19 protein-coding genes are annotated in these 24,699 nt (G+C 47.1%); 10 read left to right on the top strand and 9 right to left on the bottom strand.

The annotated features are described in order from the left end of the window. Positions 1–48: 48 nt before the first annotated feature. Positions 49–2,673 (top strand): carbohydrate binding domain-containing protein, encoded by a 2,625-nt coding sequence (locus BLR32_RS25585; protein WP_089835965.1) that lies wholly within the window; start codon positions 49–51, stop codon positions 2,671–2,673. A gap of 93 nt (positions 2,674–2,766) precedes the next feature. Here the strand turns inward: BLR32_RS25585 and BLR32_RS25580 are convergent, their stop codons facing one another. The 9 genes from BLR32_RS25580 to BLR32_RS25535 all read right to left on the bottom strand — a co-directional run bounded on the left by BLR32_RS25580 (position 2,767) and on the right by BLR32_RS25535 (position 11,161). Continuing rightward, positions 2,767–3,744 carry a hypothetical protein gene (locus BLR32_RS25580; protein ID WP_143011587.1) on the bottom strand — a complete coding sequence of 326 codons (978 nt, stop codon included), beginning with the start codon at positions 3,742–3,744 and terminating at the stop codon, positions 2,767–2,769. A 52-nt stretch (positions 3,745–3,796) separates the two neighbouring features. Then, a complete protein-coding gene (locus BLR32_RS25575; RefSeq protein WP_245705519.1) occupies positions 3,797–4,339 on the bottom strand; it encodes a D-glycero-alpha-D-manno-heptose-1,7-bisphosphate 7-phosphatase in 543 nt (180 codons plus the stop codon). Positions 4,340–4,353: 14 nt separating this feature from the next. Then, on the bottom strand, positions 4,354–5,049 hold the full coding sequence (locus BLR32_RS25570; protein WP_089835961.1) for a nucleotidyltransferase family protein: 696 nt from the start codon (positions 5,047–5,049) through the stop codon (positions 4,354–4,356). Beyond that, complete coding sequence (locus BLR32_RS25565) at positions 5,046–5,621, bottom strand: D-sedoheptulose-7-phosphate isomerase (RefSeq protein ID WP_089835959.1); 576 nt, start codon at positions 5,619–5,621, stop codon at positions 5,046–5,048. The genes BLR32_RS25570 and BLR32_RS25565 overlap by 4 nt, the downstream gene beginning before the upstream one ends. A gap of 27 nt (positions 5,622–5,648) precedes the next feature. Beyond that, positions 5,649–6,668 (bottom strand): GHMP family kinase ATP-binding protein, encoded by a 1,020-nt coding sequence (locus tag BLR32_RS25560; RefSeq protein WP_089835957.1) that lies wholly within the window; start codon positions 6,666–6,668, stop codon positions 5,649–5,651. A 539-nt stretch (positions 6,669–7,207) separates the two neighbouring features. Continuing rightward, positions 7,208–8,341, bottom strand: coding sequence for a glycosyltransferase (locus tag BLR32_RS25550; protein WP_089835953.1), 1,134 nt, complete (start codon positions 8,339–8,341; stop codon positions 7,208–7,210). A 6-nt stretch (positions 8,342–8,347) separates the two neighbouring features. Beyond that, positions 8,348–9,295 (bottom strand): glycosyltransferase family 2 protein, encoded by a 948-nt coding sequence (locus BLR32_RS25545; RefSeq protein ID WP_089835951.1) that lies wholly within the window; start codon positions 9,293–9,295, stop codon positions 8,348–8,350. A gap of 50 nt (positions 9,296–9,345) precedes the next feature. Next, complete coding sequence (locus tag BLR32_RS25540) at positions 9,346–9,885, bottom strand: DUF4199 domain-containing protein (protein ID WP_089835949.1); 540 nt, start codon at positions 9,883–9,885, stop codon at positions 9,346–9,348. A gap of 16 nt (positions 9,886–9,901) precedes the next feature. Beyond that, positions 9,902–11,161, bottom strand: a complete 1,260-nt coding sequence (locus BLR32_RS25535; RefSeq protein WP_089835947.1) for a dihydroorotase — start codon at positions 11,159–11,161, stop codon at positions 9,902–9,904. Between the two features lie 492 nt (positions 11,162–11,653). On the opposite strand from BLR32_RS25535, the gene BLR32_RS25530 reads away from it, so the two are divergent. The 9 genes from BLR32_RS25530 (at position 11,654) to BLR32_RS25490 (ending at position 24,581) form a co-directional block, all read left to right on the top strand. Beyond that, on the top strand, positions 11,654–12,310 hold the full coding sequence (locus BLR32_RS25530; RefSeq protein WP_089835945.1) for a hypothetical protein: 657 nt from the start codon (positions 11,654–11,656) through the stop codon (positions 12,308–12,310). Positions 12,311–12,470: 160 nt separating this feature from the next. Then, entirely contained in the window at positions 12,471–12,866 is a 396-nt protein-coding gene (locus BLR32_RS25525; RefSeq protein ID WP_089835944.1) for a SprB repeat-containing protein, read from the top strand. After that, positions 12,848–14,128 (top strand): SprB repeat-containing protein, encoded by a 1,281-nt coding sequence (locus BLR32_RS25520; protein ID WP_317042848.1) that lies wholly within the window; start codon positions 12,848–12,850, stop codon positions 14,126–14,128. Before BLR32_RS25525 ends, BLR32_RS25520 begins: the two co-directional genes overlap by 19 nt. Positions 14,129–14,181: 53 nt before the next feature. Beyond that, a complete protein-coding gene (locus BLR32_RS25515; RefSeq protein WP_089835940.1) occupies positions 14,182–14,730 on the top strand; it encodes a sigma-70 family RNA polymerase sigma factor in 549 nt (182 codons plus the stop codon). A 124-nt stretch (positions 14,731–14,854) separates the two neighbouring features. Then, a complete protein-coding gene (locus BLR32_RS25510) occupies positions 14,855–15,805 on the top strand; it encodes a FecR family protein (protein ID WP_089835938.1) in 951 nt (316 codons plus the stop codon). Positions 15,806–16,003: 198 nt separating this feature from the next. Beyond that, positions 16,004–19,423 carry a TonB-dependent receptor gene (locus BLR32_RS25505; protein WP_089835935.1) on the top strand — a complete coding sequence of 1,140 codons (3,420 nt, stop codon included), beginning with the start codon at positions 16,004–16,006 and terminating at the stop codon, positions 19,421–19,423. Positions 19,424–19,444: 21 nt separating this feature from the next. After that, positions 19,445–20,914, top strand: coding sequence for a RagB/SusD family nutrient uptake outer membrane protein (locus BLR32_RS25500; RefSeq protein WP_089835933.1), 1,470 nt, complete (start codon positions 19,445–19,447; stop codon positions 20,912–20,914). Positions 20,915–20,984: 70 nt separating this feature from the next. Beyond that, positions 20,985–23,171, top strand: a complete 2,187-nt coding sequence (locus BLR32_RS25495; RefSeq protein ID WP_089835931.1) for an alpha-N-acetylglucosaminidase — start codon at positions 20,985–20,987, stop codon at positions 23,169–23,171. Between the two features lie 564 nt (positions 23,172–23,735). After that, positions 23,736–24,581 (top strand): retropepsin-like aspartic protease, encoded by an 846-nt coding sequence (locus BLR32_RS25490; protein WP_089835929.1) that lies wholly within the window; start codon positions 23,736–23,738, stop codon positions 24,579–24,581. The last annotated feature ends 118 nt before the right edge of the window (positions 24,582–24,699 follow it).

Below are 24,699 nucleotides of genomic sequence, written 5' to 3'. Positions count from 1 at the left end.
ACACCGTGGCTTGTATACCTTGGAAACAGGTCAATATTTACAGGTCCAATGAAACGAATCATGCTATGGCTGCTCCCGCTGTTGGGAGCATTGCCTTCACATGCGCAGGAGCGCAGCAATCACCTATTTAAAGTATTTAGCAGGTATGATTACTATCAGCCATCACAGGCAGGTATTGTTGTCTGCGTGATACCTGATAGTCTGCCGGCAGCGGATTATCAACTTGTGTTATTTCATAAGGCAAAGGAATTGGGACGTAGTACTGCGGCAAGCGGTCACTGGCTGGCAGCGCCGGTTGCATTACAGCAACTGCCGGCAGGGGAGTCTTCTCTGCAATACCGCTTACTGCGTGGTGGAGAACTGGCAGACAGTGGCAGCGTGAATTTCAAACAGTCGCCTGCAAAACGGAATGCTGTGCAGATAGACCGGCTGACGGGTGGCCTGATAGCCGACGGCTTACCATTCTTTCCTTTTGGCTTCTATTGTGTAGGTGTAGGAGATCTGGCAGAGAAAGAGGTTGCTCATAGCTTTAATATGATTGGCACTTATCAGAGCAACCTGGTAGCAACTTTCGGAGAGCGCAAAGCTTATATGGACCGTTGTGCGCAGTTGGGTGTAAAGGTAAATTATGGGGTGAACTCCCTGGTAGGAGGCGGCCATAATGGGGCTAAGGGACTGGACATGACAGAAGATGAGAAGCTTGCTATCCTAAAGAGTGAGGTACTGGCATTCAGGGATCATCCGGCTTTATTAGCCTGGTACATCAACGATGAACCCGATGGACAGGGAAGACCTCCCGCCGTATTGGAAAAGGCATACCAGCTGATTAAGGAACTGGATCCTTATCACCCGATCTCTGTAGTGTTTATGATGCCGCAGAAGATCGATGATTTCCGTAATACGATGGATATTGCTATGACTGATCCTTATCCAATACCGGGAAAGGCAGACAAGGTAGCGGAAGACGTACAGTATCTGAACGACAAGTTGCAATATGAGAAGTCGGTATGGCTGGTGCCACAGGCTTTCGGCGGACAGGAAATGTGGTCGCGGGAGCCGACAGCTAATGAAATACGTTTGATGACCTATATGGGGCTGGTACGTGGCGCAAAAGGCATCCAGTACTATGTACATGCTCCGGGTAATCTGAATCCGCAGTCTGTCTCTGCCTGGTCGGCCTGTAGTGATATGGCGGTAGAAACGGCACAGATGACGCCTTTCCTTTTGTCGGCAGACCCAGCGCCGACGGTGTACAGTGATGACCGCACTATTCTGACGAGGGCATTCCGGTATAAAGGTAACCTGCTGATCCTGGCGGTTAATAATGAGAATAAGCCTAAGACCTTGTCTTTACATGCTGATATCAAAGACGGAGGATTTTCTGCCGAAGCGGAGCTCTGGTTTGAAAACAGGACAGTGCCGTTTACAGAGGGGCATATCTCTGACATCATTGATGCCTATAGTACCCGTGTGTACCTGGTGCGTACATCGGCAGAAAAGCCATCTCCCTTATTATATCCGGGTAACCTGACGCTGAATCCCGGTTTCGAGAAAGTAGTCAGTCCCGGATTGTCAATAGGCTCCAATGTAAAGAGCACAGTGAGAGAGAAGGCTGACCCTGGCGCTACTTTCTTTGCAGATTCCAGGCTGAGTAAGGAAGGTATGTTCAGTCTGCGCCTGACTACGCCTACAGATAGTGGTGGTAATAAAATCAGGTTGGTGCCTATGGTGATCAATGCCGGTAACAGCTATACTGTTTCGGTATGGGCCAGGGCTAAAGAACAGGATAGGATGCCTTCTTTCCGTATGGGATTGGAAGTAGCAGAGCAGGAACATGTGTTCAAGTTGACCAATGACTGGCAGAAATACAGTTTCACTTTCCGGGCAGCCAGTTCTTCGACCAATGCTATCCTTACGCTGGAAGTACCGGATCAGGGTATGGCCTGGTTTGACTTGTTGCAGGTGTGCCCTGATCCGGTGATCCGTTATGAGATCAATGCAGACCATACAGCGACAGTCAATATCAGCAGCAGTAGTAACGACGCTGTATTGAAGTATGCTATAGATCGTCAGCCTGATGCCGGCGCAGCGGAATATCATTCACCGATAAAGATCAATACTGCCAGTATCGTATATGCGGCATTGTTTGACAAGGGAAAACTGATAGCGGGCAGCCAGGCATTCATACCGGTGAATAAGGCACTGGGCAAACCAGTAACGCTGGAAACGCCCTTTCATGCTTCCTATCCAGCGGCTGGAGCGATTACGCTGACAGATGGCATCATGGGTACAACTGCATTTAAAGATGGCCGTTGGCTGGGATTCCTGGGACACGATGTGAGCGCCGTGGTGGATATGCAGACAGTGAGTAGCATTGGCGATGTGAGCGTGAACTTCCTGGCAGATCCCAACAGTGGAATCTTCCTGCCAACGGAAGTATCGGTATATACCTCTGTGGATGGTAAGCAGTATGAACTGGCAGGCACCGAGCGCAATACAAAGGGATCGGTGAGGGGAGAACCTTACCTGCAATCTTTCCGGATCAATGTGAAAAAGAAGAAAGCACGATATATCCGGTTCGTTGCAAAGACAATGGGGACTATTCCGGATGGGTATCTGTTTAAGGGTAGTACTTCCTGGTTGTTTGTGGACGAGGTGCTGGTACAATTATAAATAAATGGGCCTCCTGAGAATTGCATAAAGGGCAGTCAGGTATCCGAATAACAAGAAGCCTGTATCTTACTTGATACAGGCTCCTTGTTTTATTTATTGCTTAGGCTTTTTCGGCTGTGGTTGTAACTCTTCGTTGATCTCTTCCGCCGTTCGCGGTTTTGTCATCTTCTTCTGTTTCTGATTCAACGGCGCCGCTAAAGGTACTTTACCCTGGGGCAGTGCATCATGGAATACTTTTTCGATGTGCACCCATTTGCCAGCTTTCCATTTGAATCCTTCATAATCCAGGTCAGGAACGAAGGTCGATGGTTTGGAAGGCTGGTTACTTTCTGAAATGAGGTGATCGTATACGATCATGTCCATGTCAGGATTGTAGCTCAAACTGATGGTAGCGTCTTTTTTGAATTCCAGTATAAAACGGTTGCGTGTCTTTTTAGGAATGGTATCTTCCATGTAGCTGAAGAATGGTCCACCGAATACAGGCTGACCATCTTTGAATGTCAGCATATCCAGCAGTTTCTTCTGGCTACGGAAATTGTTGGCATCCCAGCCGAAGAGCGTGTAATAATTCTGGTTAAAATAACGGCGCTGCAGGATCTTATAATAAAGGCAACCGTACCAGCCCTTGTTGTTGGCGATGGTGTCGGTATTGTTCATATAATCTGAATAGTCGAAAAGGGGGAACAGCTTTAATTCACCTCCTTCAGTTCTCATCTGGATGGCGCCATAGTGATGATAAAAGCTGGTTTCCTGTTCCAGTCCCCAGGAAAAGATCCGGAAGGTGCTGTCTGCCGGGTACTGGATGGAGATAGTAGTCAGGGAATCGAACTTAAAATCGAAGGAATAAGGCGTTTTCAGGGCTTGTACCAGTTTGGGAATAAAACGGTCATTTGCCTGTTGCCTGGTGGCTTCATCTTTACCTCTCAGGATGGCTTCGGAGAGGAGTTGCAGGGAATCCTGCTGTGAACGCATGGCAGTTTCGTTAGCGGGGCTTATTCTTGTACGCTGGGCCTGGAGGCCGGAATACAGGAAGAAAGTGCAGCATAACAATAGAAGACAGGCTCTGATCATAATTTTATTTGAAAACTTTTACTACAGGCTTATTACGTTATATGACACAAAATTATTGTATGATTTCCGAAAATTCCAGTAGTCCTTTACAGCGGTAGTCCATCAACGGGTGGGGGAACGGCAGATCCGGTTTGGTGGATGGGATGAATACGGTGATCATTCCCTTGTCCTTTCCGAACTTCATGTCGCTCAGCGTGTTACCCACCATTATCGACCGGGAGAAGTCAATATCAGGGAAGTCGGCCTTTGCCTGCAGGGCCATTCCTTCATTCGGTTTACGGCAGGGACTGTCGTTGTCGAGATCCGGGCAGTGGTAGATCTTATCGATCCTGCCGCCCTGATCCCTGATGATGTCCAGCATTTTAGCATGGATATCGTGAAGGCCCTGTTCTGTTAAAAGTCCTTTGCCGATACAGCGTTGATTGGTGACCATCACAATACGACCGAATTTGCCTGCTAAAGCGGGTAAGGCGGAAAGCACACCTTCTTCAAAGCGGAACATATCCCAGTTGAGCACATATCCGTCTTTAATCTCGTTGTTGATCACCCCGTCTCTGTCCAGGAATAATGTCCATGAAGCGTCAATATGTATCATCTTACATTGCAGGTTTATGAACGGAAATCTGTTTGTACCTGCTCGTAATCAGCCGGAATTCCGATATCGATAAAATAAGTGTCACTGATAAAGCCATATAACTGACCGTTCTTCACCTGTGGTTCCAGCACTTCCTTTTCGAAGGAGAACTGTGCAGGAAGCTGAAGGCTTTTCATGTACTGCCTGGAGGTGAGATAAACGCCTCCGTTGATCAGTCCCTCCTCGCAGTATTTCTTCTCCAGGAAGGCGGTGATACGCGCATCTCCATCCAGTTGTACGCTGCCATAGCGTTCAAACTGACGCATAGGTTTCAGTGCAAGTGTAAGCTTGCTATGTGCCTGCTGGTGGAAATTGTAAAATGCAGGAAGGGATACATCAAAGAAGGTGTCTCCGTTGACGATGAAACATTCGTCTTCTTTCAGGTGGGAAACGGCGTTCAGGATGGCGCCGCCGGTACCTAGTGGTTCCGCTTCAATAGCATAGGAGAACTGCAGGGGCAGATCTGCCTGTTCGCACCATTCGATGACCTGTTCTGATTTATATCCCAGCGACAGCACCACATGAGTAATGCCCTGTCTGATCAGGTATTGCAGCAGGTAATACAGGAAGGGCCTGTCATTCACAGGCGCCATACATTTCGGTTTATCGGCCACCACACTGCGTAGACGTGTACCCAGTCCGCCGGCCAGTACTATACATTCCCTGATCATGGGAAGAGATTATTTTCAACGATTTCACAAATGATATGTCCGATGGTAATATGTGATTCCTGGATACGTGGTGTATCGGAAGAAGGCACATTCAGCAGGTAATCGCTGCCATCTTTCATTTTGCCGCCGGAACGACCGGTCATACTTACGACGATCATGCCTTTCCCTTTGGCTACCTTGTAGGCCTCCAGGATGTTGGCGGAGTTGCCGGAAGTAGAGATACCTACCAATACATCGCCTGGCTGACCGATACCCCGCAGGATGCGGGCATATACCTGGTCATAGCCGTAGTCATTGCCTACCGCAGTGAGGTAAGAGCTATTGCAATGCAGGGCTTCTGCATACAGTGGCGTTCTGTCTTTATAAAAACGGCCGGAGAATTCTGCCGCCAGGTGTTGTGCATCTGCTGCACTGCCACCATTACCACAAAAGAGGATCTTATGTCCCTGTTGCAAACTGCCTGTGATAACAGTAGCTACCTGCTGGATAGTATTGATCAGCGTTTCATCCTCGCAGATGGCCTGCTTAACTGCAATGCTTTCCTGTATTGTTTTGATGATATTGTTCGCCATAGTTTGTAAGTCGTTTTGGTTAGAAGATCAGATGCACCAGGTATTGATCCCGTTATGCGTGAAATGATAACGTTTTACATCTCCGCCGAAAGCTTTGAGGGCTTCCACCACATTATAACGGGTGTTGCCCGGGCAGTAGAAGATCATAAAACCACCACCACCGGCGCCGGAGATCTTACCCCCGGAAGCACCAGCGCGTTTAGCTGCTTCGTAGATATCATCCAGCTGGGAGTTGGTAATGCCTTTCGCCATATTCTTTTTGTGCTGGAAACCAAAATCAAGGATCTCGCCAATTTTATCGATGCTGCCACGGAGCAGGGCTTCTTTCATCATTACCGCCTGTTGTTTCAGGTGGTGCATCGCCTCGATACTCGCTTCCTTTTTCTCGTGCACGTTCTTCTGCTGTTCGGAAATGATGCTGCTGGATAAGCGGCTGGTAGAAGTGTAGTATAACACCAGGTTATTCTCCAGTTCATCCAGGTATTTTTCTTTTATACGGAGGGGATTCACGATCACTTTGTCGCCGTCGTAAAATTCCATGAAGTTCACACCGCCGAAAGTAGCTGCGTACTGGTCCTGCTTACCGCCTGCCTGTTTCAGGTCTTCCCTTTCGATTACGTAGGCCAGATGTGCCAGATCATATTCTCCCAGGGGAAGTTTCAGCCATTCCGCAAACGCGCCTAATACCGCCACAACGAGGGTAGAGGAGGTACCTAAACCGGAACCCGCGGGAGCATCTACGAAAGTGGTCAGTTTAAAGCCGGAAGGAATGCCGTAATCTTTTGCCACGCGGTTGATCACCCCTTTGAGGATGTCCAGTTTACCGTCCAGTGGAAGGGGGAAAGTAGCGTCACATTCCAGTGTTTCGCTTCTGTCGGCACATTCGAACAGTACTTTTTTATCAGCGATCGGTTCTATGGCTGCACGCGCATAGAGCGAAATAGTGGCGTTCAGGATGGCGCCCCCATACATATCTGAGTAAGGGCTTACATCTGTTCCGCCGCCGGCCAGGCCAATACGTAAAGGTGCTTTGCTACGATAAATCACAGTATTTCCGTTTTTATAAGTGCTGCAAGATAAAACAATTGCACATGCATATGAGTCTATCTTGTTTAAAAGAAGTTAAAATATATGTATATGTCTTGTGGCGATGTTTTATAGCAAAAAAATAACCGGAATGATCTTTTTGAAGATTTATTCCGGTTATTTTTTTGGATAATGTTTCGTTGGTTTCTATTCCCCTCTGGGGGATCCGTATTGTTCCCGGGGCTGAAAACCCCGGGCTACAAACACAATCGCTCCTGACGGAGCTCAATGCCGTGGATGATCGCGTTATGTTTCATATTCGGACCATCCCCGTCGCAGGGGCGTTCGTTTCGGTCCGGGGATCCGTATTGTTCCCGGGGTTGAAAACCCGTTTCGTTTCCCCGGGGGTGGAAACCCCGGGCTACAAACAATGGACCCCTGACGGGGTCCTATTATGGTTTGTTAATGGCGTTGTTTATAAAAAGTACGCTTTTACTATGCCTTAACCATGCCTTTGATATGCCTTTGACGTGCCTTTAAGGTGGACCTATGCGGACCGTTTATTTCCCCGCCGCCAGTTTGTGGATTTCTCCCGCCAGGCGTTCCCATGAATATTGTTTCTTCTCTACGCGCACTGCTGCGGTCATATCGGCTTCCCGGTTATTGACGTAGTATTTCTCAATAGCGGCAGCAATATCAGCTGGTTCCGGTTCACACTGGAAACCAACGATATTATCAGGTACCATCTCTACCAGGCCGCCTACCCGGGTCACTACCATTGGCTTTTCGAAATGGTAAGCGATCTGGGAAATACCGCTCTGGGTAGCGCTCTTATAGGGCTGTACCACCAGGTCGGCTGCGCAGAAGTAGTTCTTGACAGCGTCGTTCGGGATGAAATCGGTATGCATGAGTACCCTGTCGCCCAGTTGCAGCTGTTCCAGCAACTGGTGGTAAGGCGCGGCATCCTCATAGAATTCTCCTGCTACGATCAGGTGTACATCCAGTTGTTTCATGCGTTCGTCAGCCATAGCGCGGAGCAGGAGGTCCAGGCCTTTGTACTGGCGGATGAAGCCGAAGAAGAGGATATATTTCTTGTCCTGTTGCAGTTTCAGTTGTTCCCTGGCCACGGATTTAGGTACGGAAGGCCCGTAGTTGTCGTAAATCGGGTGGGGGATCAGGGAAGCCGGTTTGCCGGGTTCGAACAGCCGGAGGTCGTCCAGTACAGACTGGCTCATGGCGATGAAGGCGTCTACTGGTTTCAGGAAGTACCGGGTAAAGGGTACGTCTCCGAACCTTTTTTCATGTGGTATTACGTTATCGAGGATAGATACCACACGGGTATTTTTGCCTTTCCCTAAACGAAGCAGACTGCCGAGGCAGGGCCCCATCAACGGTAACCAGTATTTGGTGACGATGAGGTCTGGCTGGTATTTACGGATCATGCGGCCAACTTTCAACCAGTTCAGCGGATTGACAGAGTTGATCAGCCTGCGTATTTTCAGGTGAGGAGGCGCTGGTTCCGTAGCATACTGGCTTTTGCCGGGAAACAGGAAGGAGGGATACTGTACGGTGAAGGTCCAGATCTCAATTTCTGCGTCCTTTTGCAGTTCTTCTGTCAGTCGTTCGTTATATGCGGCGAGGCCACCTCTATAGGGCCAGGCCGGTCCGAGAAAGAGGATTTTCTTTTTGCCCATCAGCGATTATTTGGTACGGTCCAGGATTGATTCCACAAGATATTCATTCCTTTCAGGAGCGTTCCGGGTGACCAGTTCGCCGATGAAGCCGGTAAGGAATAACTGCGACCCTATGATCATCGCCAGCAGGGCGAGAAAGAAAATAGGGCGTTCGGTCATTTTATACTGGGAGTAGATAATTTTCTCAATCGCCAGGTATAATGCAATCCCGAAACCAATGATGAAGGAAAGGGTACCCAAAGCCCCGAAAAGGTGCATAGGGCGTTTCCCGAACTTGCTGATAAACATGATGGAAGCCAGGTCCAGGAAGCCATTAATAAAGCGTTCCAGGCCAAACTTAGAGGTGCCATACTTACGCGCACGGTGTTCCACCACTTTTTCACCGATCTTCCTGAAACCGTTCCATTTGGCGATGACAGGAATATAGCGGTGCATTTCTCCATATACCTCAATGCTTTTGATCACTTTTCTGCGGTAGGATTTGAGTCCGCAGTTCATGTCATGGAGCCTGACCCCGCTCATGCGGGTAGTGGTATAGTTATATAATTTGGAAGGGAGATTCTTGGTAACGGCGTTGTCATGGCGTTTTTTCTTCCAGCCGCTCACGAGGTCATAGCCATCCTCTTTGATCATACGGAAGAGTTCCGGTATTTCGTCAGGGCTATCCTGCAGATCGGCGTCCATGGTTATGACCACATCGCCCTGGGCGGCCCGGAAGCCTTCGTTGAGGGCGGCAGATTTACCGTAGTTACGCTGGAATTTGATGCCTTTCACATTCGGGTTAGCTGCTGCCAGTTGCTGGATAACATCCCAGGAATTATCAGTGCTGCCGTCGTCTATCATCCATACCTCATATGAGTAGTGATGTTCCTGCATGACACGGTCAATCCAGGCGGCCAGTTCGGGCAGTGATTCTTCTTCGTTTTTTAAAGGAACGATAACGGAAATATCCATGTTATATAGCAATGTGTTTAGGATGCTTTTCTATCTAATAAAGTGCCAATCTAAGCAATTCGTTTATTACGGATTACCACCGCCAGAATAGCAGCGATGACGAAATCAAGGAAAAGCCCTGTGAGATAGGACAGGAGGCTTGCCACGAGGGTCAGATTATAATCCTGTTGCTTCAGTATTGTCAGCTGCTCGCTGAGTCTTCTGTCATTAATGCCGGCGGCTTTCTGGTTTGCTTCCATCTGCTCCAGTGCTTTCAGATCTTCAGCTTTCATGCGGGCAGGCAGTCCCGGGTCAACATAGTTGGCTATAATATACATGAACAGGGTGCCCACCAGGGTGCCGATCACAAAGGTGATAAAGATAGGTTTCAGGCCGTCTTTAAAACTGCTATATCCGCCAGCCTTCTTTTTCTGTTCAAGACCAGCCAGTAAGCCGGTTACTGCGCAGATGAAAAGCTGGATAAAGTTAAATTTCAGGCTGAAAAGCGTTTGCTGGTCAGTATAATACAGGGCAAGACCGGTCAGAACGATCACCGCACTGGCTATCAGTCCCCATTTTATACCGGGATTAGGATATGATGCATTACTCATAGTACACGAATGACTTTTAAAGTTGGGCGTATTGGCCGTTGATGGTCCCTTTCACACTTCCTTTTAATTCCGCGCCAATATACGCTGAATTTTTTGACCTGCTGGCCAGGTGATCTGTCGTGAGTACCCAATCCTCTTCAGGATCGAATATCGTCAGGTTGGCTGCTGCACCTTCAGTGAGGCTAAGTTCAGGAAGGTTGAATATTTTGCGGGGCTGTGCAGAGAGCATCTCTACCAGTCTTTCCACAGATACTTCCGGCAGATGTTTGCGGAATACGCCGAAAGCGCTTTCCAGTCCTATCATGCCATTCTTTGCATATTCAAACTCTACCTGTTTGGCATCCCAGTCCTGCGGCAGGTGATGGGTGGCGAAGCAGTCGATCACACCTGTCTTTACAGCATCCTGCAGTGCTTTCACGTCTTCTGCGCTACGCAGCGGCGGATTGAGCTTCAGATGGGTATCATAGGTCATGAGGTGTGCATCGGTAAGGGACAGGTGATAGGGCGTTACAGAGCAGGTTACTTTGATGCCCTTGCCTTTGGCATTGGCAATGAGTTCTGCTGATTTACGTGTACTGATGCCTGTGAAGTGGATACGTGAGTCTGTATATTGAGCCAGCTCCAGATCGCGCTGGATGATCAGTTCTTCTGCAATGGCAGGTTTACCCGGCATACCCAGCTGGGTGCTGTAAATGCCTTCATGCATCAGACCATGTGCAGAGATGCTCAGATCGTCGGGGAGCTGGATAATGGTACCGTTAACAGCTTTTACATATTGCAGGGCCTTCAGCATGATACCGGGCGACTGAATCGGTTTCAGTCCGTCGGAGAATGCTACAGCCCCTGCCTGCTGCATTTCGTACATCTCAGCGAGGGAGGCGCCTTCCAGGTTTTTGGTCACCGCTCCTATAGGTAGTACCTGTACAACACTGTTACGTGTGCGGCTGAGCACATACTCGATCTGCGGTTTGGTGTGAAGCGCCGGCTGCGTATTGGGCACGATCAGCACTGTGGTATATCCACCCCTGGCTGCTGCAGTAACCCCACTCTGAAGGTCTTCCTTATATTCCTGGCCAGGATCGCAGAAGTGCGCGAAGATATCCGTCCATCCCAATGAAACATGCAGGTTGTTGCCTGTCACCACCCGGGCCTGAGCGGAAGAAATGTCCTTCCCGATCTGGCGGATGATGCCATTCTCAATCAGAATATCCTGCTGTTGCCCGTGAAAAGGGGACGATGGTGCGACTATCTGTACGCTTTTGAGTAATATATGCATGCTTTAATACTAACTGTGTCTATACCTTGTCTGAGAAAAAATACCGGCAGCAAAAGTAATAGAAATTCAGATTAGGGGATGCAACCGGGGGGATTTTACTTTCTTATTATTATTTTTTATTTATATATTTGCGCCAATTTGAACCATTTTCTTTAATGGGGGACCTGCATTCGTAAATAGAAAACCCGAAGTATTGTCAAAGTTATACCCGACCTATGATCGTTTCGTAACGTATTTACGGCCATTAACCCTGTTAATCGCTGTCATTTGTTGTTCGTCTTATAAGCTGCATGCACAAAGGTTGGATGCTATCGGAAAAGAGAAACCAATAAAAATTACGGGAGGCATTGGCTTGAACAAATTGCTTACTGGTCGTCAGGATTAGGCGAGGGGCGCAGAGATCCCTACAATTTCTTCCTGAACGGTAACCTGAATATTGACCTGTATGGATGGTCCGTACCATTCAGTTTCACTTACTCCAACCAGAGTAATGTGGCATTTTCCCAGCCCTTTAATCAATATGGACTGACGCCCACCTATAAGTGGATCACAGGACATATCGGTTATTCCAGCATGAACTTTTCCAGTTATACATTGGCAGGGCACCTTTTTAATGGGATTGGCGTTGACCTGGCGCCACCCGGTCGCTTTAAGTTCAGTGTGATGTATGGCCGCCTGCAGAAAGCCGTAGAGGCAGATACCTCACGTCCTGAGATCATTCCTGCCTACAAACGTATGGGATATGGCTTTAAGGCCGGATACAGTACCGGCAAGGATAATATTGAATTAATACTATTCAGGGGGAAGGACGACGAAAACTCTATTGCTCCGCTACCACAGGGATATACCTTAACGCCGCAGGAGAATGTGGCCATAGGACTGAATGTATCCAAACAGTTCTTCGACCGCTTATTGTTCAACGCAGAAGTAGCGGTGAGTGCCTTAACAAGAGATATCCGTGCCGTTTCCGACAGTTCAATTGATATCAAGGCGCCTACTGCGGGCTTGATTGATAAGAACAGTACTACTGCCATGTATACGGCCTATAAGACAGGCCTGAGCTATAACGGAGGCAATTATACGATAGGTCTTGGTTATGAATGGATAGCTCCGGAGTATAAGACCCTGGGCGCCTGTAACTGGTGGTAATGGCGGATATACATACGCTATTGACAACATTACGTTTGGTACATCACCACAGTTTGACAACCTGCCTGCAAATAACTATTCCATTTATATCAAAGATCAGAAAGGCTGTAGGGGGCAGGAAACAGCAGTAGTATCACAGCTGTCTGCCGTTGATTTCACCATGACCGGATCGGATGCCTTATGTAATGGTGGCGCAACCGGTGAACTCAGGATCACAGCGAGCGGTGGTACGAACACTTATACCTATTCTGTTGATGGTGGTGTATTTAGTACATCCTCAATTATAACAGGACTTACAGCCGGTACCAGGACAATTACCGTGAAAGATGGTAACAGTTGCCAGCTGTCTAAATCATGGTTGACTGAAGAGCCTACTGCACTGTTGTTATCTACTACCAGTATCGGTAAAGTGAGTTGCTTCGGTGGAAATAATGGTAGTATTACGGTGAAAGCAACGGGTGGAACAGCGCCTTATACGTATGCGCTGAATAGTGGTGCATTCCAATCTTCAGGCTTGTTTGAAAATCTTAAAGCGGTATTTACAACCTTACTGTAAAAGATGGTCATGGTTGTACCACTACCATCCAGGATACAGTTACTGAATTCAGCAAAATAGCTATCGATATAACAACGAAGAAAGATGTGCTTTGTGCAGGCGCTTCTACAGGTGCTATCAGCCTTACAGCAAAAGGTGGGGCGGGTACATATGCATATAACTTTAACAACGCGGGTTATCAGTCAGAAAGCAACTGGGTAGGATTGCCGGCAGGTAATTATCCACTGGTGGTGAAGGATGCAAATGGTTGTGAAGAGCCCTTCTCATTGCCTATAGTTGACCTGTATGCGCCATTGTCGGTAGACCTGGTATCCAATCCACCTGCCAGCTGCGATGATAAAGGTTCCATCGTGGTAAGAGCTACCAATGGAGGTTTAGCTCCTTATGCATACAGCCTCGACGATGTGAACTATACATCAGCCACTACTTTTGATCAGCTATTAAACGGTGATTATACCGTGTACATCAAAGACGCCAATGGTTGTTTCATTACAAGAGTATTGTCGCCTTATGGTCCTGTTACACTCAGAGGGGTTGTTACACCATCTGTAGTATCTAAGAATGGTACTAATGGCAGCCTGACGGTATCAGGAGTAACAGGCGGTAACAACAATTATGAATATTCCCTGGATGGTATCACCTTCCAGTCATCACCGGTATTTAATGGTCTTAAAGCCGGGGCATACGCGGTGCATGTGCGAGATATTCCTTACAGCTGCCATATCGTAATCAGCAGCAGTCTCACTGAGCCTGCATTGTTGGAACCTGTATTGACAGACAGAAAACTGGTTAAATGTTTCGGTGAGAAAAATGGCGCACTGACATTGAGTGCCAGAGGAGGTGTGGGGACTTATGAATGGTCTATTGATGGTGTAAATTATCAAACTACAGGGGTGTTTAACCAGTTAGGTGCTGGTAATTACACCGGTTATGTAAAAGACGATAATAACTGTATCAGTCAGGTGCCGGTGGTGATCAGTCAGCCGGATGCCTTAACTGCAAAAGTGAGCACACAAGAGCCTCCGGGCTGTTATGGTGAAAGTAATGGTAAGATTAACCTGGTGGCAAGCGGTGGTACGCTGCCATATAGTTACCAGTTAAACAACAGTGTGCAAACATTGCCTGCCTTTACAGGTTTAGCGGATGGACATTATGCAATGACAGTCACAAATGAAAGAGCCCCCTTTTTTATGTCTGGACGCAATTCTTTGAATGTATTCCCAAAAAATACTGCACCTTTGCGCCGCCCTCCGAAAAAATGAAGGGTTGGAATTAAAGATTATTATTGCTACCTTAAGGCACTTTATAGGCGCATATGTCGTACAGCATATTGGAGGACAATGAATTAATGGACAAGGTCAGGCTTTCTGACGAGAGGGCCTTTGACGAGATTTACCGTCGCTATTGGCGTAAATTGTACGCTTTATCCTTGTACCACCTGAGAGACAGCAACGCTGCTGAAGATATAGTACAGGAGATCTTTGTGAGCCTGTGGGCTGCCCGCGAAAGATCTGAGATCAAACATCTGTATACTTACCTGGCTACTGCCACCAAATATTCCATTTTCCACTACTTTGCACAGCCGGCCAGGAACACAGATTCCCTGGAAGAGCTACATGTCCAGGCAGCAGAACAGAGCACTGCCGACACCCGTTTGCTGGAAGAAGAGATCCGGCGGGAAATAGACCGCCTGCCTGAAAAATGCCGGCTGGTATTTCGCTATAGCCGGGAAGAGGGACTTGCCAACAAAATGATTTCTGAGAAACTGAATATCTCCACCAAAGCCGTAGAAAAGCATATGACCCGGGCACTCCGCCAGTTAAGAGTACAATTTAAACATATGCTGATGTTATTTTTACTTTGATCTTCCCCGGAAAAATATTTTTATCATGAGGTAGGGTAGCCTGCTTTTTTCTACACTATTATATCGGATACAGTTTGCTGTGATCTGGTCACGTGAATTTTTTATCTGCATTTACTATCAAATTATGACTAAAGAGCAGCTGGCTGACTTAACTGCAAAATACCTGGATGGCACCGCGACAGCGACAGAAAGGAAACTACTGGAACAGTGGTATTATTCCTTTGAGGGCAGGGAGCTGGTGGTTGAACTACCGGAAGGAGAAGAGGAGCATGAGCTGGCAGGTAGAATGAAAGCGAAGATTGACGAGCGGAAGGCAGAAGGAAGTCGCCGGAAGCGCATCGTTATGCAGGTAAGACCTTACCGGATGGCAGCTGCTATTTTCCTGGTCGTTACTGCTGCGTTACTGTCTGTATTTTTTAGTAGTCGCCAGGTATACAATGCACAACAGCAGCCCCGGTTTGTTGTACTGAAAGATGGCAGCAAGGTGTGGCTGAATTCGGCTACGAAACTGGTGTACACCGACTTCCCATTTATGGGAGAACGCCGGCTTAGCCTGACAGGAGAGGCCTATTTTGATGTAGCCAGGAATCCGGATAAACCATTTATTATCCAGTCGGGTACTATGGAGACACAGGTGCTGGGCACCGCCTTTAATATAAAGGCATATCCCGGCGAACCCTTCGCCATCACAGTGACCAATGGAAAAATAAAGCTGGAAGATAAAAAGACCAAAACAGTTACCTTTTTAACACCTAATAAGCAGGTAAAATATGCGAACCAGCAGCCACCGGTATTAGTAGCTGTAAAAGCCGATGTGGCCTATGCCTGGACGAAGGGACAACTGGAATTTTCCGATCAGTCATTTGGAGAGATTGCCAGAACTATCAACCGGAAGTACAATGTGAATATCGTTTTTGCCAACAAGTCATTAGAACAGTGCATGATCACCGCCACGTTTGAAAAGGAATCGTCCGTTTCGCGTGTGATGGAATTGTTATGTAAGATCAACAATGCGACCTATACCTTTAGTGCGGACAGCAGTACTATTACTTTGGACGGAAAAGGTTGTCAGTAAACGGGGAAATTATCACAGAAATTAAGGAAGTGTACCAAATATCAGGACATCATATGCTAAAAATGACAAACAGCACGTAGCATAAATAAAACGTCCCTGCCAACATGTACAGGGAGCGTTTTATAGCAGGGTATTTCATGTCGCCAAACCTGCATACCCTGGATCCATCATTTTATAACAACAAATCGTATTAAAGTTATGAAAAAAACAGCGTATACACGGGAGACGTGTATTCAATACTTATTATTCCTCATGCGATGTTCGGCTTATATATTGGTATTTTTCTATACCTTTTCGCTTTCGTTGTTCGCCAAGAGCACTGAAGGTCAGGATATTAGAGAGGTAAAGATCAATCTCGCAGCCAGCAAAATGAAGCTGGAAACGGTCCTTGAAAGGATCCAGCAGGTTACGCCTTTCCGTTTTGTCTATAATTCGTCCCAGATCAAAGCTGCGGGACCTGTAAGTATCAATGTCAGCAATACTTCTGTTGATAAGATACTGCAGCAGTTGCTGGAGCCTAATGATCTGAACTTTGAACAGAATAAGACACAGATCATTATTACCCGCAAATTTGAAACAGCAGCTCATGCTCTTACACTGACAGGCGTAATACCTGCAGCGGTGGCAGATACCATGATTACAATCCGTGGGAAGGTGAAAGATGATAAGGGAGCGCCACTGATTGGTGTTACCGTAAGTGTAAAAGGAAAGAACCGGGGTATTGCAACAGATGCCAACGGTAACTTTGTGCTCAGAGCTGATCATACAGACTCCCTGGTGTTTAAAACCATCGGCTTTACCAGCGTAACAGTGAGCGCTGGCGGCAACCTGGATAACATCACCATGATGCCCGCCACTACCAGTCTGACCGACGTTGTAGTAGTGGGTTATGGTGTGCAGACCCGCCGCGACCTCACCGGTGCTATCTCTACCGTAAAAGGTGCTGATATCAAAAACCTGCCTGTAAGTGATGCGGCCCAGGCTATACAGGGTCGTGTAGCTGGTGTGGACATCGTTCGTTCCGATGGATCTCCCGGTACTACCCCCAGCATCCGCGTACGTGGTACTGGTACGATCAACAACGCGGAACCACTGATCATCATCGATGGTGTGCCTGCTCCAAACCTCAGCGGTCTCAGTGATATCAACAACAATGATATCGCCTCCATGGAAGTACTGAAAGATGCATCTTCCTCCGCAATCTATGGTACCCGTGCAGCAAATGGTGTGATCATCATTACAACCAAGAAAGGATCTTACAATGAGAAATTAAATACCAACGTAAACATCTACCGCGGTATTTCCAATGTAAATCGCTATATACCATTACTGACTGCTCCTGATCTGGTAAAGCTGAAACAGGAACGTTATACCAATGATGGCCTGAGTGTGCCTGCGTTCTGGCAGGATCCATACTATGCCGTACAGCGCACAGACTGGCAGAAGGCTTTGTTCAATACCGGTCATGTAACCAATGCGGACGTTTCTATCAAAGGTGGTAGCGCTTCATCCAATTACCTGTTCTCCATGGGTTATTATGATGAAAAAGGTCTGATCACCAATACCTATTTCAAGAGATATACTGTGCGCATCAATTCTGAGCACCGTATCAACAGTCGTCTGAAAGTAGGAGAGAACCTGCAGCTGACTGCCCGTAAAGGTAACTCGCTGGATACCTACTCTTCCCAGACAGGTCTGATCTTCAGCGCACTGCGTTTCAACCCTGCTATACCTGTGAAGGATGATATGGGTAATTATGGCTCGGCACAGGCAAACAATGAACTGGGCGACATCAACAACCCTGTGTATACAGCAGAAACTACAGAAGCATGGACAAAGAACTATCGTATACTGGCCAATGCTTTTGCTGAAATAGAGATCATCCGCGACCTGAAACTGCGTTTGAACTATGCATTTGATGGTACACTGAGCAACTCTTTCAGCTTCCTGCCTAAAACGTTAACACAGGTTCGTACCCGTGACGATGCGGAATTAACACAGGGTAATACCAGCACCAGCACTCACCTGGGCGAGGCATTCCTGTCTTATAATAAAACACTGAACAGGGTACACCAACTCAGCCTGACCGGTGGTATTTCCTATCAAAAGTACAGCGGCAGTTATTTCACCGCACAGCGTAATGGTTTCGATGATGAATCACCTTACGTACTGGTGCTGGACAACGGTAGCATTGTTTACAACGCTGCCGGTAACTACTATGCTACCAATATCCTGGCATCAGGATTTGCAAGAGGTTTCTACAGCTATAAGGGTAAATACCTGCTGACCGCTACTATGCGTGCGGATGGTTCCTCCAGGTTTGCAGAAGGCAACCGCTGGGGTTACTTCCCGGCTGTATCTGTGGGCTGGCGTATATCTGATGAGAACTTCTTCAAGGATAATGTACACTTCATCAACAACCTGAAAGTAACCGGTGGTTGGGGTGTACTGGGTAACCAGAACGTTACTGAATTCCAGTACCTGGCTACTATCATCAAGAACCGTAAATACAATTTCGGTGATCAGCCGTTTACCGGTATCTGGAACTCCAGCCTGGCCAATCCTAACATCACCTGGGAAAAGGCTCATATGACCAACATCAGTGCAGAACTCGGATTCCTGAATAACGCACTGAATGCAACCGTTTCTTACTTCGATAAGAATACGATCGACATGCTGGTACCTGCTGCAAAACCTGATCTGCATGGTACTTCAATTGTGCCTGATGAAAATATCGGTAAACTGAACAACCACGGATGGGAATTTGAAGTGTCTTACCAGGGCGGTAAAAAAGCATTTACCTACAACATTGCGGCAAATGCTACCGTTATCAAAAACAAGGTAACCAAACTGTATTCCGCTAATACTTACATCGGTTCCAGCAGCTACGGTCGCCAGAATCAGGAGATTTCCCGTACTTATGAAGGACAGCCTATCGCTTCTTTCTATGGCTGGAAAACAGCGGGCATCTACCAGAACCAGGCACAGATCGACAGCGATCCTTATATCTCTAAAGATGGCAGAAAAGATAACATTAAACCAGGCGATGTACGCTTTGTAGATGTGAATGGCGATGGTGCTATCACTGAAGCAGACAGGGTATACCTGGGCGATCCTAATCCACGTCTCCAGTACGGTTTGCAGGCGGGTGCCAACTACAAAGGATTTGACCTTAGCCTGTCATTTACCGGTGTAGCAGGTGTGAAATTGTATAATGCTGATAAAATGCAGGGTCTGGATCCAACCTATTCCTATAACTACTATGCAGAGGAACTGCAGCGCTGGCATGGTGAAGGTACCAGCAATAGCGTACCACGTATGACGTTAAGTGATAACAACGGTAACTACCGTACGTCAGACAGGTTTATTGAAAGCGGTAATTACTTTACGCTCCGTAATGCAGCATTGGGATATACTATTCCTTCGCACTTATGGGGTAGCAAGTCTTCTACAAACATCCGTGTATATGTAGCAGGCCAGAACATGTTCATCATCACCAATTATTCCGGTCTGAATCCTGCACTGGGTTATACAGACGGTAATAAACAGAGAGGTGTGGACGTTGCCACTTACCCACAGGCGAGAAGTTTCACCGTAGGTGCTTCAATGAATTTCTAAGTTTCATTTAACTATCGGATCATGACAACACGTATTCACAATAAGTTTATAATAATAGCTGCGGGCCTGTTACTGTCCATGTCTTCATGCGACAAGATACTGGACGTAACGCCGAAAGGCACTTATACAACCGCCACTTACTGGCGTAATCAATCTGATGCAGTCAATGGTGTGACGGGTATTTACAATGTGCTGCTGGAAGAAGATTTCACCGGCCACGCTGAATTCACTTTCGACGATCCTTCTGATGATCAGTACCGTGCAGGTGACCACTCTGAAGATGTGGCCATTGAGAACCTTACCTATGATGCCGCAAATGCACAGGTGAGATTTGGATGGAGATGGAAATATGAAATGATCAACCGTGCGAACAGTGCGCTGATGTATATTCCGAAGATCGAGGGTATGGATGAAACCATCAAGAACCGTTGCCTGGGTGAAGCGCGTTTCCTGCGTGCATTCGCTTACTGGCGCCTCTTGCTGGTATATGGTGAAGCACCTGTGGTTACTGAAGATGATGTGGCACAAAGTAACTATGTGAAACCTAAAGTAAGTGCAGACAGTCTCCGTGCTATCATTCAGTCAGACCTACTGGCTGCTGCAGATCTTTTGCCTGCTAAATATGAAGGCGCTGACAGAGGTCGTGCATCCAAAGGTTCTGCCTGGGGCCTGCTGTGTAAACTGTACATGTACTGGGAGAAACTGGATCAGGCGCTCATCTATGGTGAGAAGGTGCTGAACAGTGGTGACTATAATCTGGCAGCTACTTATGTAGCAAACTTTACGCCTGAGACCAGCAACAATGACGAAATGCTGTTTGCTGTACAGACCAGCGATACCTGGGGTTATTCCGACTTTACCACCTACTATACACCGCGCGAATGGAACGGATGGAATTTCCACCAGCCATTACAAAGCCTGGTTGATGAGTTTGAACCTGGTGACGTACGTAAAGCAGTATCTATTATGTCGCCTGGTGATAAGATCAATATCGGTTCCAGCATTGCTACCTATAGTGCAGATATGTCTGAAACCGGCTATCACTTCCATAAGTTCTCTTACTGGAAACCAAACGGTGGTCTGAACTATTCACTGAAAACGCCGCTGTTAAGAACTGCTGATATTGCCCTGCTGGTAGCAGAAGCTAAGATCCGTACACAGGGTCTCGGTGCTGGTGATGCAGAGATCAATATGGTACGCAAAAGAACAGGACTGGGAAATGTAAGCGGTGCTGGTATGCCTGCTATCATCCACGAACGCCGTTGCGAACTGAGTGGTGAAAATGAGCGCCATCAGGATCTGATGCGTTGGGACAAAGCTGGCCTGATCGATATCACGACCTATTATAATAAACCCAAGTACGGAAAAGGCGGTAACATACTCGTACCTGCACGAACCTTTATCCGTCCTAAACACTATTACTTCCCGCTGCCACAGTCTGAAATAGACAGAAGCAATGGTGTACTGATCCAGAATGAAAACTATAAATAACATTTTATAAATTTTTATCTTGGGGCGATGGCTGATGTATCTCAGCCATCGCCTTTAATTCATTTTCTTCATGCAATTGAAAAAGATCATTGTTGCCTTATTGTTGGGTAGCCTGAGTGTACCAGCCATGGCGCAGTTGAATAAAACCGCCACGGAAGCTTTTCTGAAAAGGATCGTGAAAGACAGGGCTGCTGCTTTTACCTTTGAATACCTGGCTGCAGATAGCGGTAAGGATGTATTTGAGATCGAAAGTAAAGCCGGAAAGATTGTATTACGGGGTAACAATGGCGTCAGCATTGCATCTGCATTGAACTATTACCTGAAGAATTATTGTAACAGCAGCATTACCTGGAATGGTACCAACCTGCAATTGCCGGCTAAGTTACCCGCAGTGACACAGAAAGAGCATCATGCTACTCCTTACAAATACCGCTACTATATCAACTACTGTACATTCAATTACAGTATGTGTTGGTGGAACTGGGAAAGATGGCAACAGGAAATTGACTGGATGGCGATGAATGGTATTAACATGCCATTGGCGCTTACCGGTGAAGAAGCCATCTGGCAGGAAGTATACAAGGAGATGGGCTTTACAGATGCCGAGCTGGATAAATTCTTCAGTGGTCCGGCTTATTTCTCCTGGTTGTGGATGGGGAATATCGATGCCTGGGGCGGTCCTCTTCCAAAGCATTGGAAAGACAGCCATAAGGCCTTGCAGCAACAGATACTGGCGGCAGAGCGTAATATGGGCATGATGCCGGTATTACCTGCTTTTACAGGACATGTGCCACCGGCTTTCAAAGATAAATTCCCTGCTGAGACGGTGAAGAAGACCAACTGGGATGCAGGTTTCCCGGATGTTTACATCCTCGATCCCGGCAGTCCGATGTTTGATAAGATAGGTAAACGTTTCATTGAAGTACAGACGAAGGCATTTGGCACAGACCATTTTTATTCTGCGGATACTTTTAATGAAAACGTACCTCCCTCCAACGATTCCAGCTTCCTGGATGCGATGAGCAAAAAGGTATTTGCTTCCATGGCATCAGCGGATCCGAAAGCAGTATGGGTAATGCAGGGATGGATGTTCCACTACAATGCCAGCTACTGGCATCCAACACAGATCAGCGCGTTGCTAAAAGCGGTTCCTGACGATCATATGATCGTGCTGGACCTGTATAGTGAGAGTCACCCGGTATGGTATAATACAGAAGCATATTATGGAAAGCCGTGGATATGGAATATGTTACATAACTTTGGGGGCAATACCGGTATGTGGGGTGGAATGGATTCAGTCGCGCACAACCCGGCGGCAGCGTTACACAATCCTGCGGCTAAGCAATTGGCGGGTATTGGTCTGACGCCTGAAGGCATAGAGCAGAACCCGGCTTTATATCACCTGATGCTGGACAATATATGGCGCGATCAGCCGTTGAATGTGGATGAGTGGTTAAAGTCGTATGCGAGCCAACGTTATAATATGCATAACGAGCTGATTGACCAGGCCTGGCAGATCATGTATCATACGGTATATAGTGGGGGGCCTACAGAAGGCGCTCCGGAGTCTATCATCGTTGCCCGTCCCACATTGGACATAGCGGCAGACAGGGTGAAGACTAAACTCAACTACGATCCTGCGAAGTTAATACCAGCCTGGGACCTGTTCGTAAAAGCCATCCCTCGGGTAAAGCCAACCGCAGGATTCAGGTATGACCTGGTAGATCTTACAAGACAGGTATTGGGCAACTATGCCAGTCCATTACAACAGAAGATCGCTACTGCCTATCAGCAGAAAGATCTGGCAGCGTTCAGGCTGTACAGCAATCAGTTCTTAACATTACTGGATGATATGGATACTTTGCTGGGCACCCAGGAAGGTTTTCTACTGGGCAAATGGGTAAGCGATGCGCGGGCCAATGGTATCACCGAAGCAGAGCGTAACCTGTATGAGTTCAATGCAAAAGACCTGGTAACGCTGTGGGGTGATAAGGACAGTCCGCTGCACGAGTATTCCAACCGTCAGTGGAACGGTCTCATTAAAGGCTTTTATAAGCCTCGTTGGGCGCAGTTCTTTAAATTACTTGAGTCCAGCTTACAAAGCGGTAAAACAGCCGATTTAGCAGCTTTTGAGACCCAGGTAAGGGCATTTGAGTGGAAATGGGTGAACAGCCATGATAAATATGCTGCACAGCCTAAAGGTGATGCGGTGAAGACAGTTACAAGGCTGTATGAGAAATATAGAAAGATGATATAGTTATAAGTTATTGTAGTCGGTCGATAGTGAGACGTTGACTGGCTGCATGTTGGGCCTCCCTACTCCGGGGGCCCTTTTTTATTTGTATGGCTCCGTTTGTAACGCGAAGGGATGGTATCCCGGAAAAATAATAACCGGGATCACAATAAACCGGGTAACAAAATGCCGATGGATTCCGTAGGAGTATTGTTGTTTGTAGCGCGGGGTGATAACCCCGGGGGACGTTTGTTGCAGGGTGCAACCCTGGGAAAATAATAACCGGGATCACAATAAACCGGGTAACAAAATGCCGATAGACTCCGTAGGAGTCTCGTTGTTTGTAGCGCGGGGTGATAACCCCGGGGGACGTTTGTTGCAGGGTGCAACCCTGGGAAAATAATAACCGGGATCACAATAAACCGGGTAACAAAATGCCGATAGACTCCGTAGGAGTCCCGTTGTTTGTAGCGCGGGGTGATAACCCCGGGGACCGCGTGATTCCCCCGGGAACGTGTATCTCGCCGGAGGTGCGTAGCCGTACGTAACAAAACAAATTGTATATTACCCATTATAAACAACCCTGCTATGAAGAAATTGCTAACTCTATTTTTCCTTTTCACAAGTTTTCATTTGTATGCCCAACATTCAATCCCTTTTACCCTGTTAGGTTCCGGACATATCCTTATCAAGGCTAAAGTAGATGGTGTAGAAGGAAATTTCATCTTTGACACAGGCGCCGGCCTGAATCTCCTGTTCGATAAGTTTGCGAAGAAACTGAAGTCGAGAGAAAGCTATCATTTCTTTACCGGACACAGAGCAACAGGAGAACCGCTCGACATACCTATTTTCCATTCAGATGATCTGCAAATCGGAGAGGTAGCGCTTAAGAACCAGATATACAGCACTTTCGATCTGGATATCCCCGGTATTGATGGTTTGATATCTCTGCTGCCATTCCAGCATACACCGGTGACCATCGACTACGATAAAAAAGAGATCACTATCGGGCAGTTAAGTGCAGCTGATAAGAAGAAATACATTGACATTGCCGTTGCTGATTATGCCGGTAACTCGATTGATATTTTTACCAATGTGAAGGTGAACGATAAAATCACCTTGCAGGTATCGCTGGATGCAGGCGCAGGGCAGAAATCGTTCTGGCTGAGCGACCGTTTTATGAAAACGTTGGGATTGGATAAGTCTGCGTTTAAAATGATAGAGAAGAAGAGTGAGTTTGATAGTACTAAAGTGAACCGCATTTATACGGGTAACATCTCCGGCATTGCTACTGAGAATAATCTGGCAGGTGTGGAGAATCCTCCGGTGTTTTTTGTGGAGGGGTTGATTTATGAAGGGAAGACGAGTATTGAATGGTTGGGCAGGAAGATAGCGATTAGTCTTCCGGATAAGAGGATATACATTATTAAATAGGTCATTTCCCGCAAAATGACCTGCGTTTCTATTAGGAGATGTGGTAGTCAGCACCTTTCAGGATCCAAAGTAACGAAAATTGTTTGCGGAAAAGATCAAACAGAAATATAATCATATC

The organism is Chitinophaga filiformis (genome assembly GCF_900102545.1).
In the GTDB taxonomy this organism is placed as follows: Bacteria; Bacteroidota; Bacteroidia; order Chitinophagales; family Chitinophagaceae; genus Chitinophaga; species Chitinophaga filiformis.
Note: the sequence above shows the minus strand (reverse complement) of the source record. Positions and strands in the feature narration are given on the sequence as shown.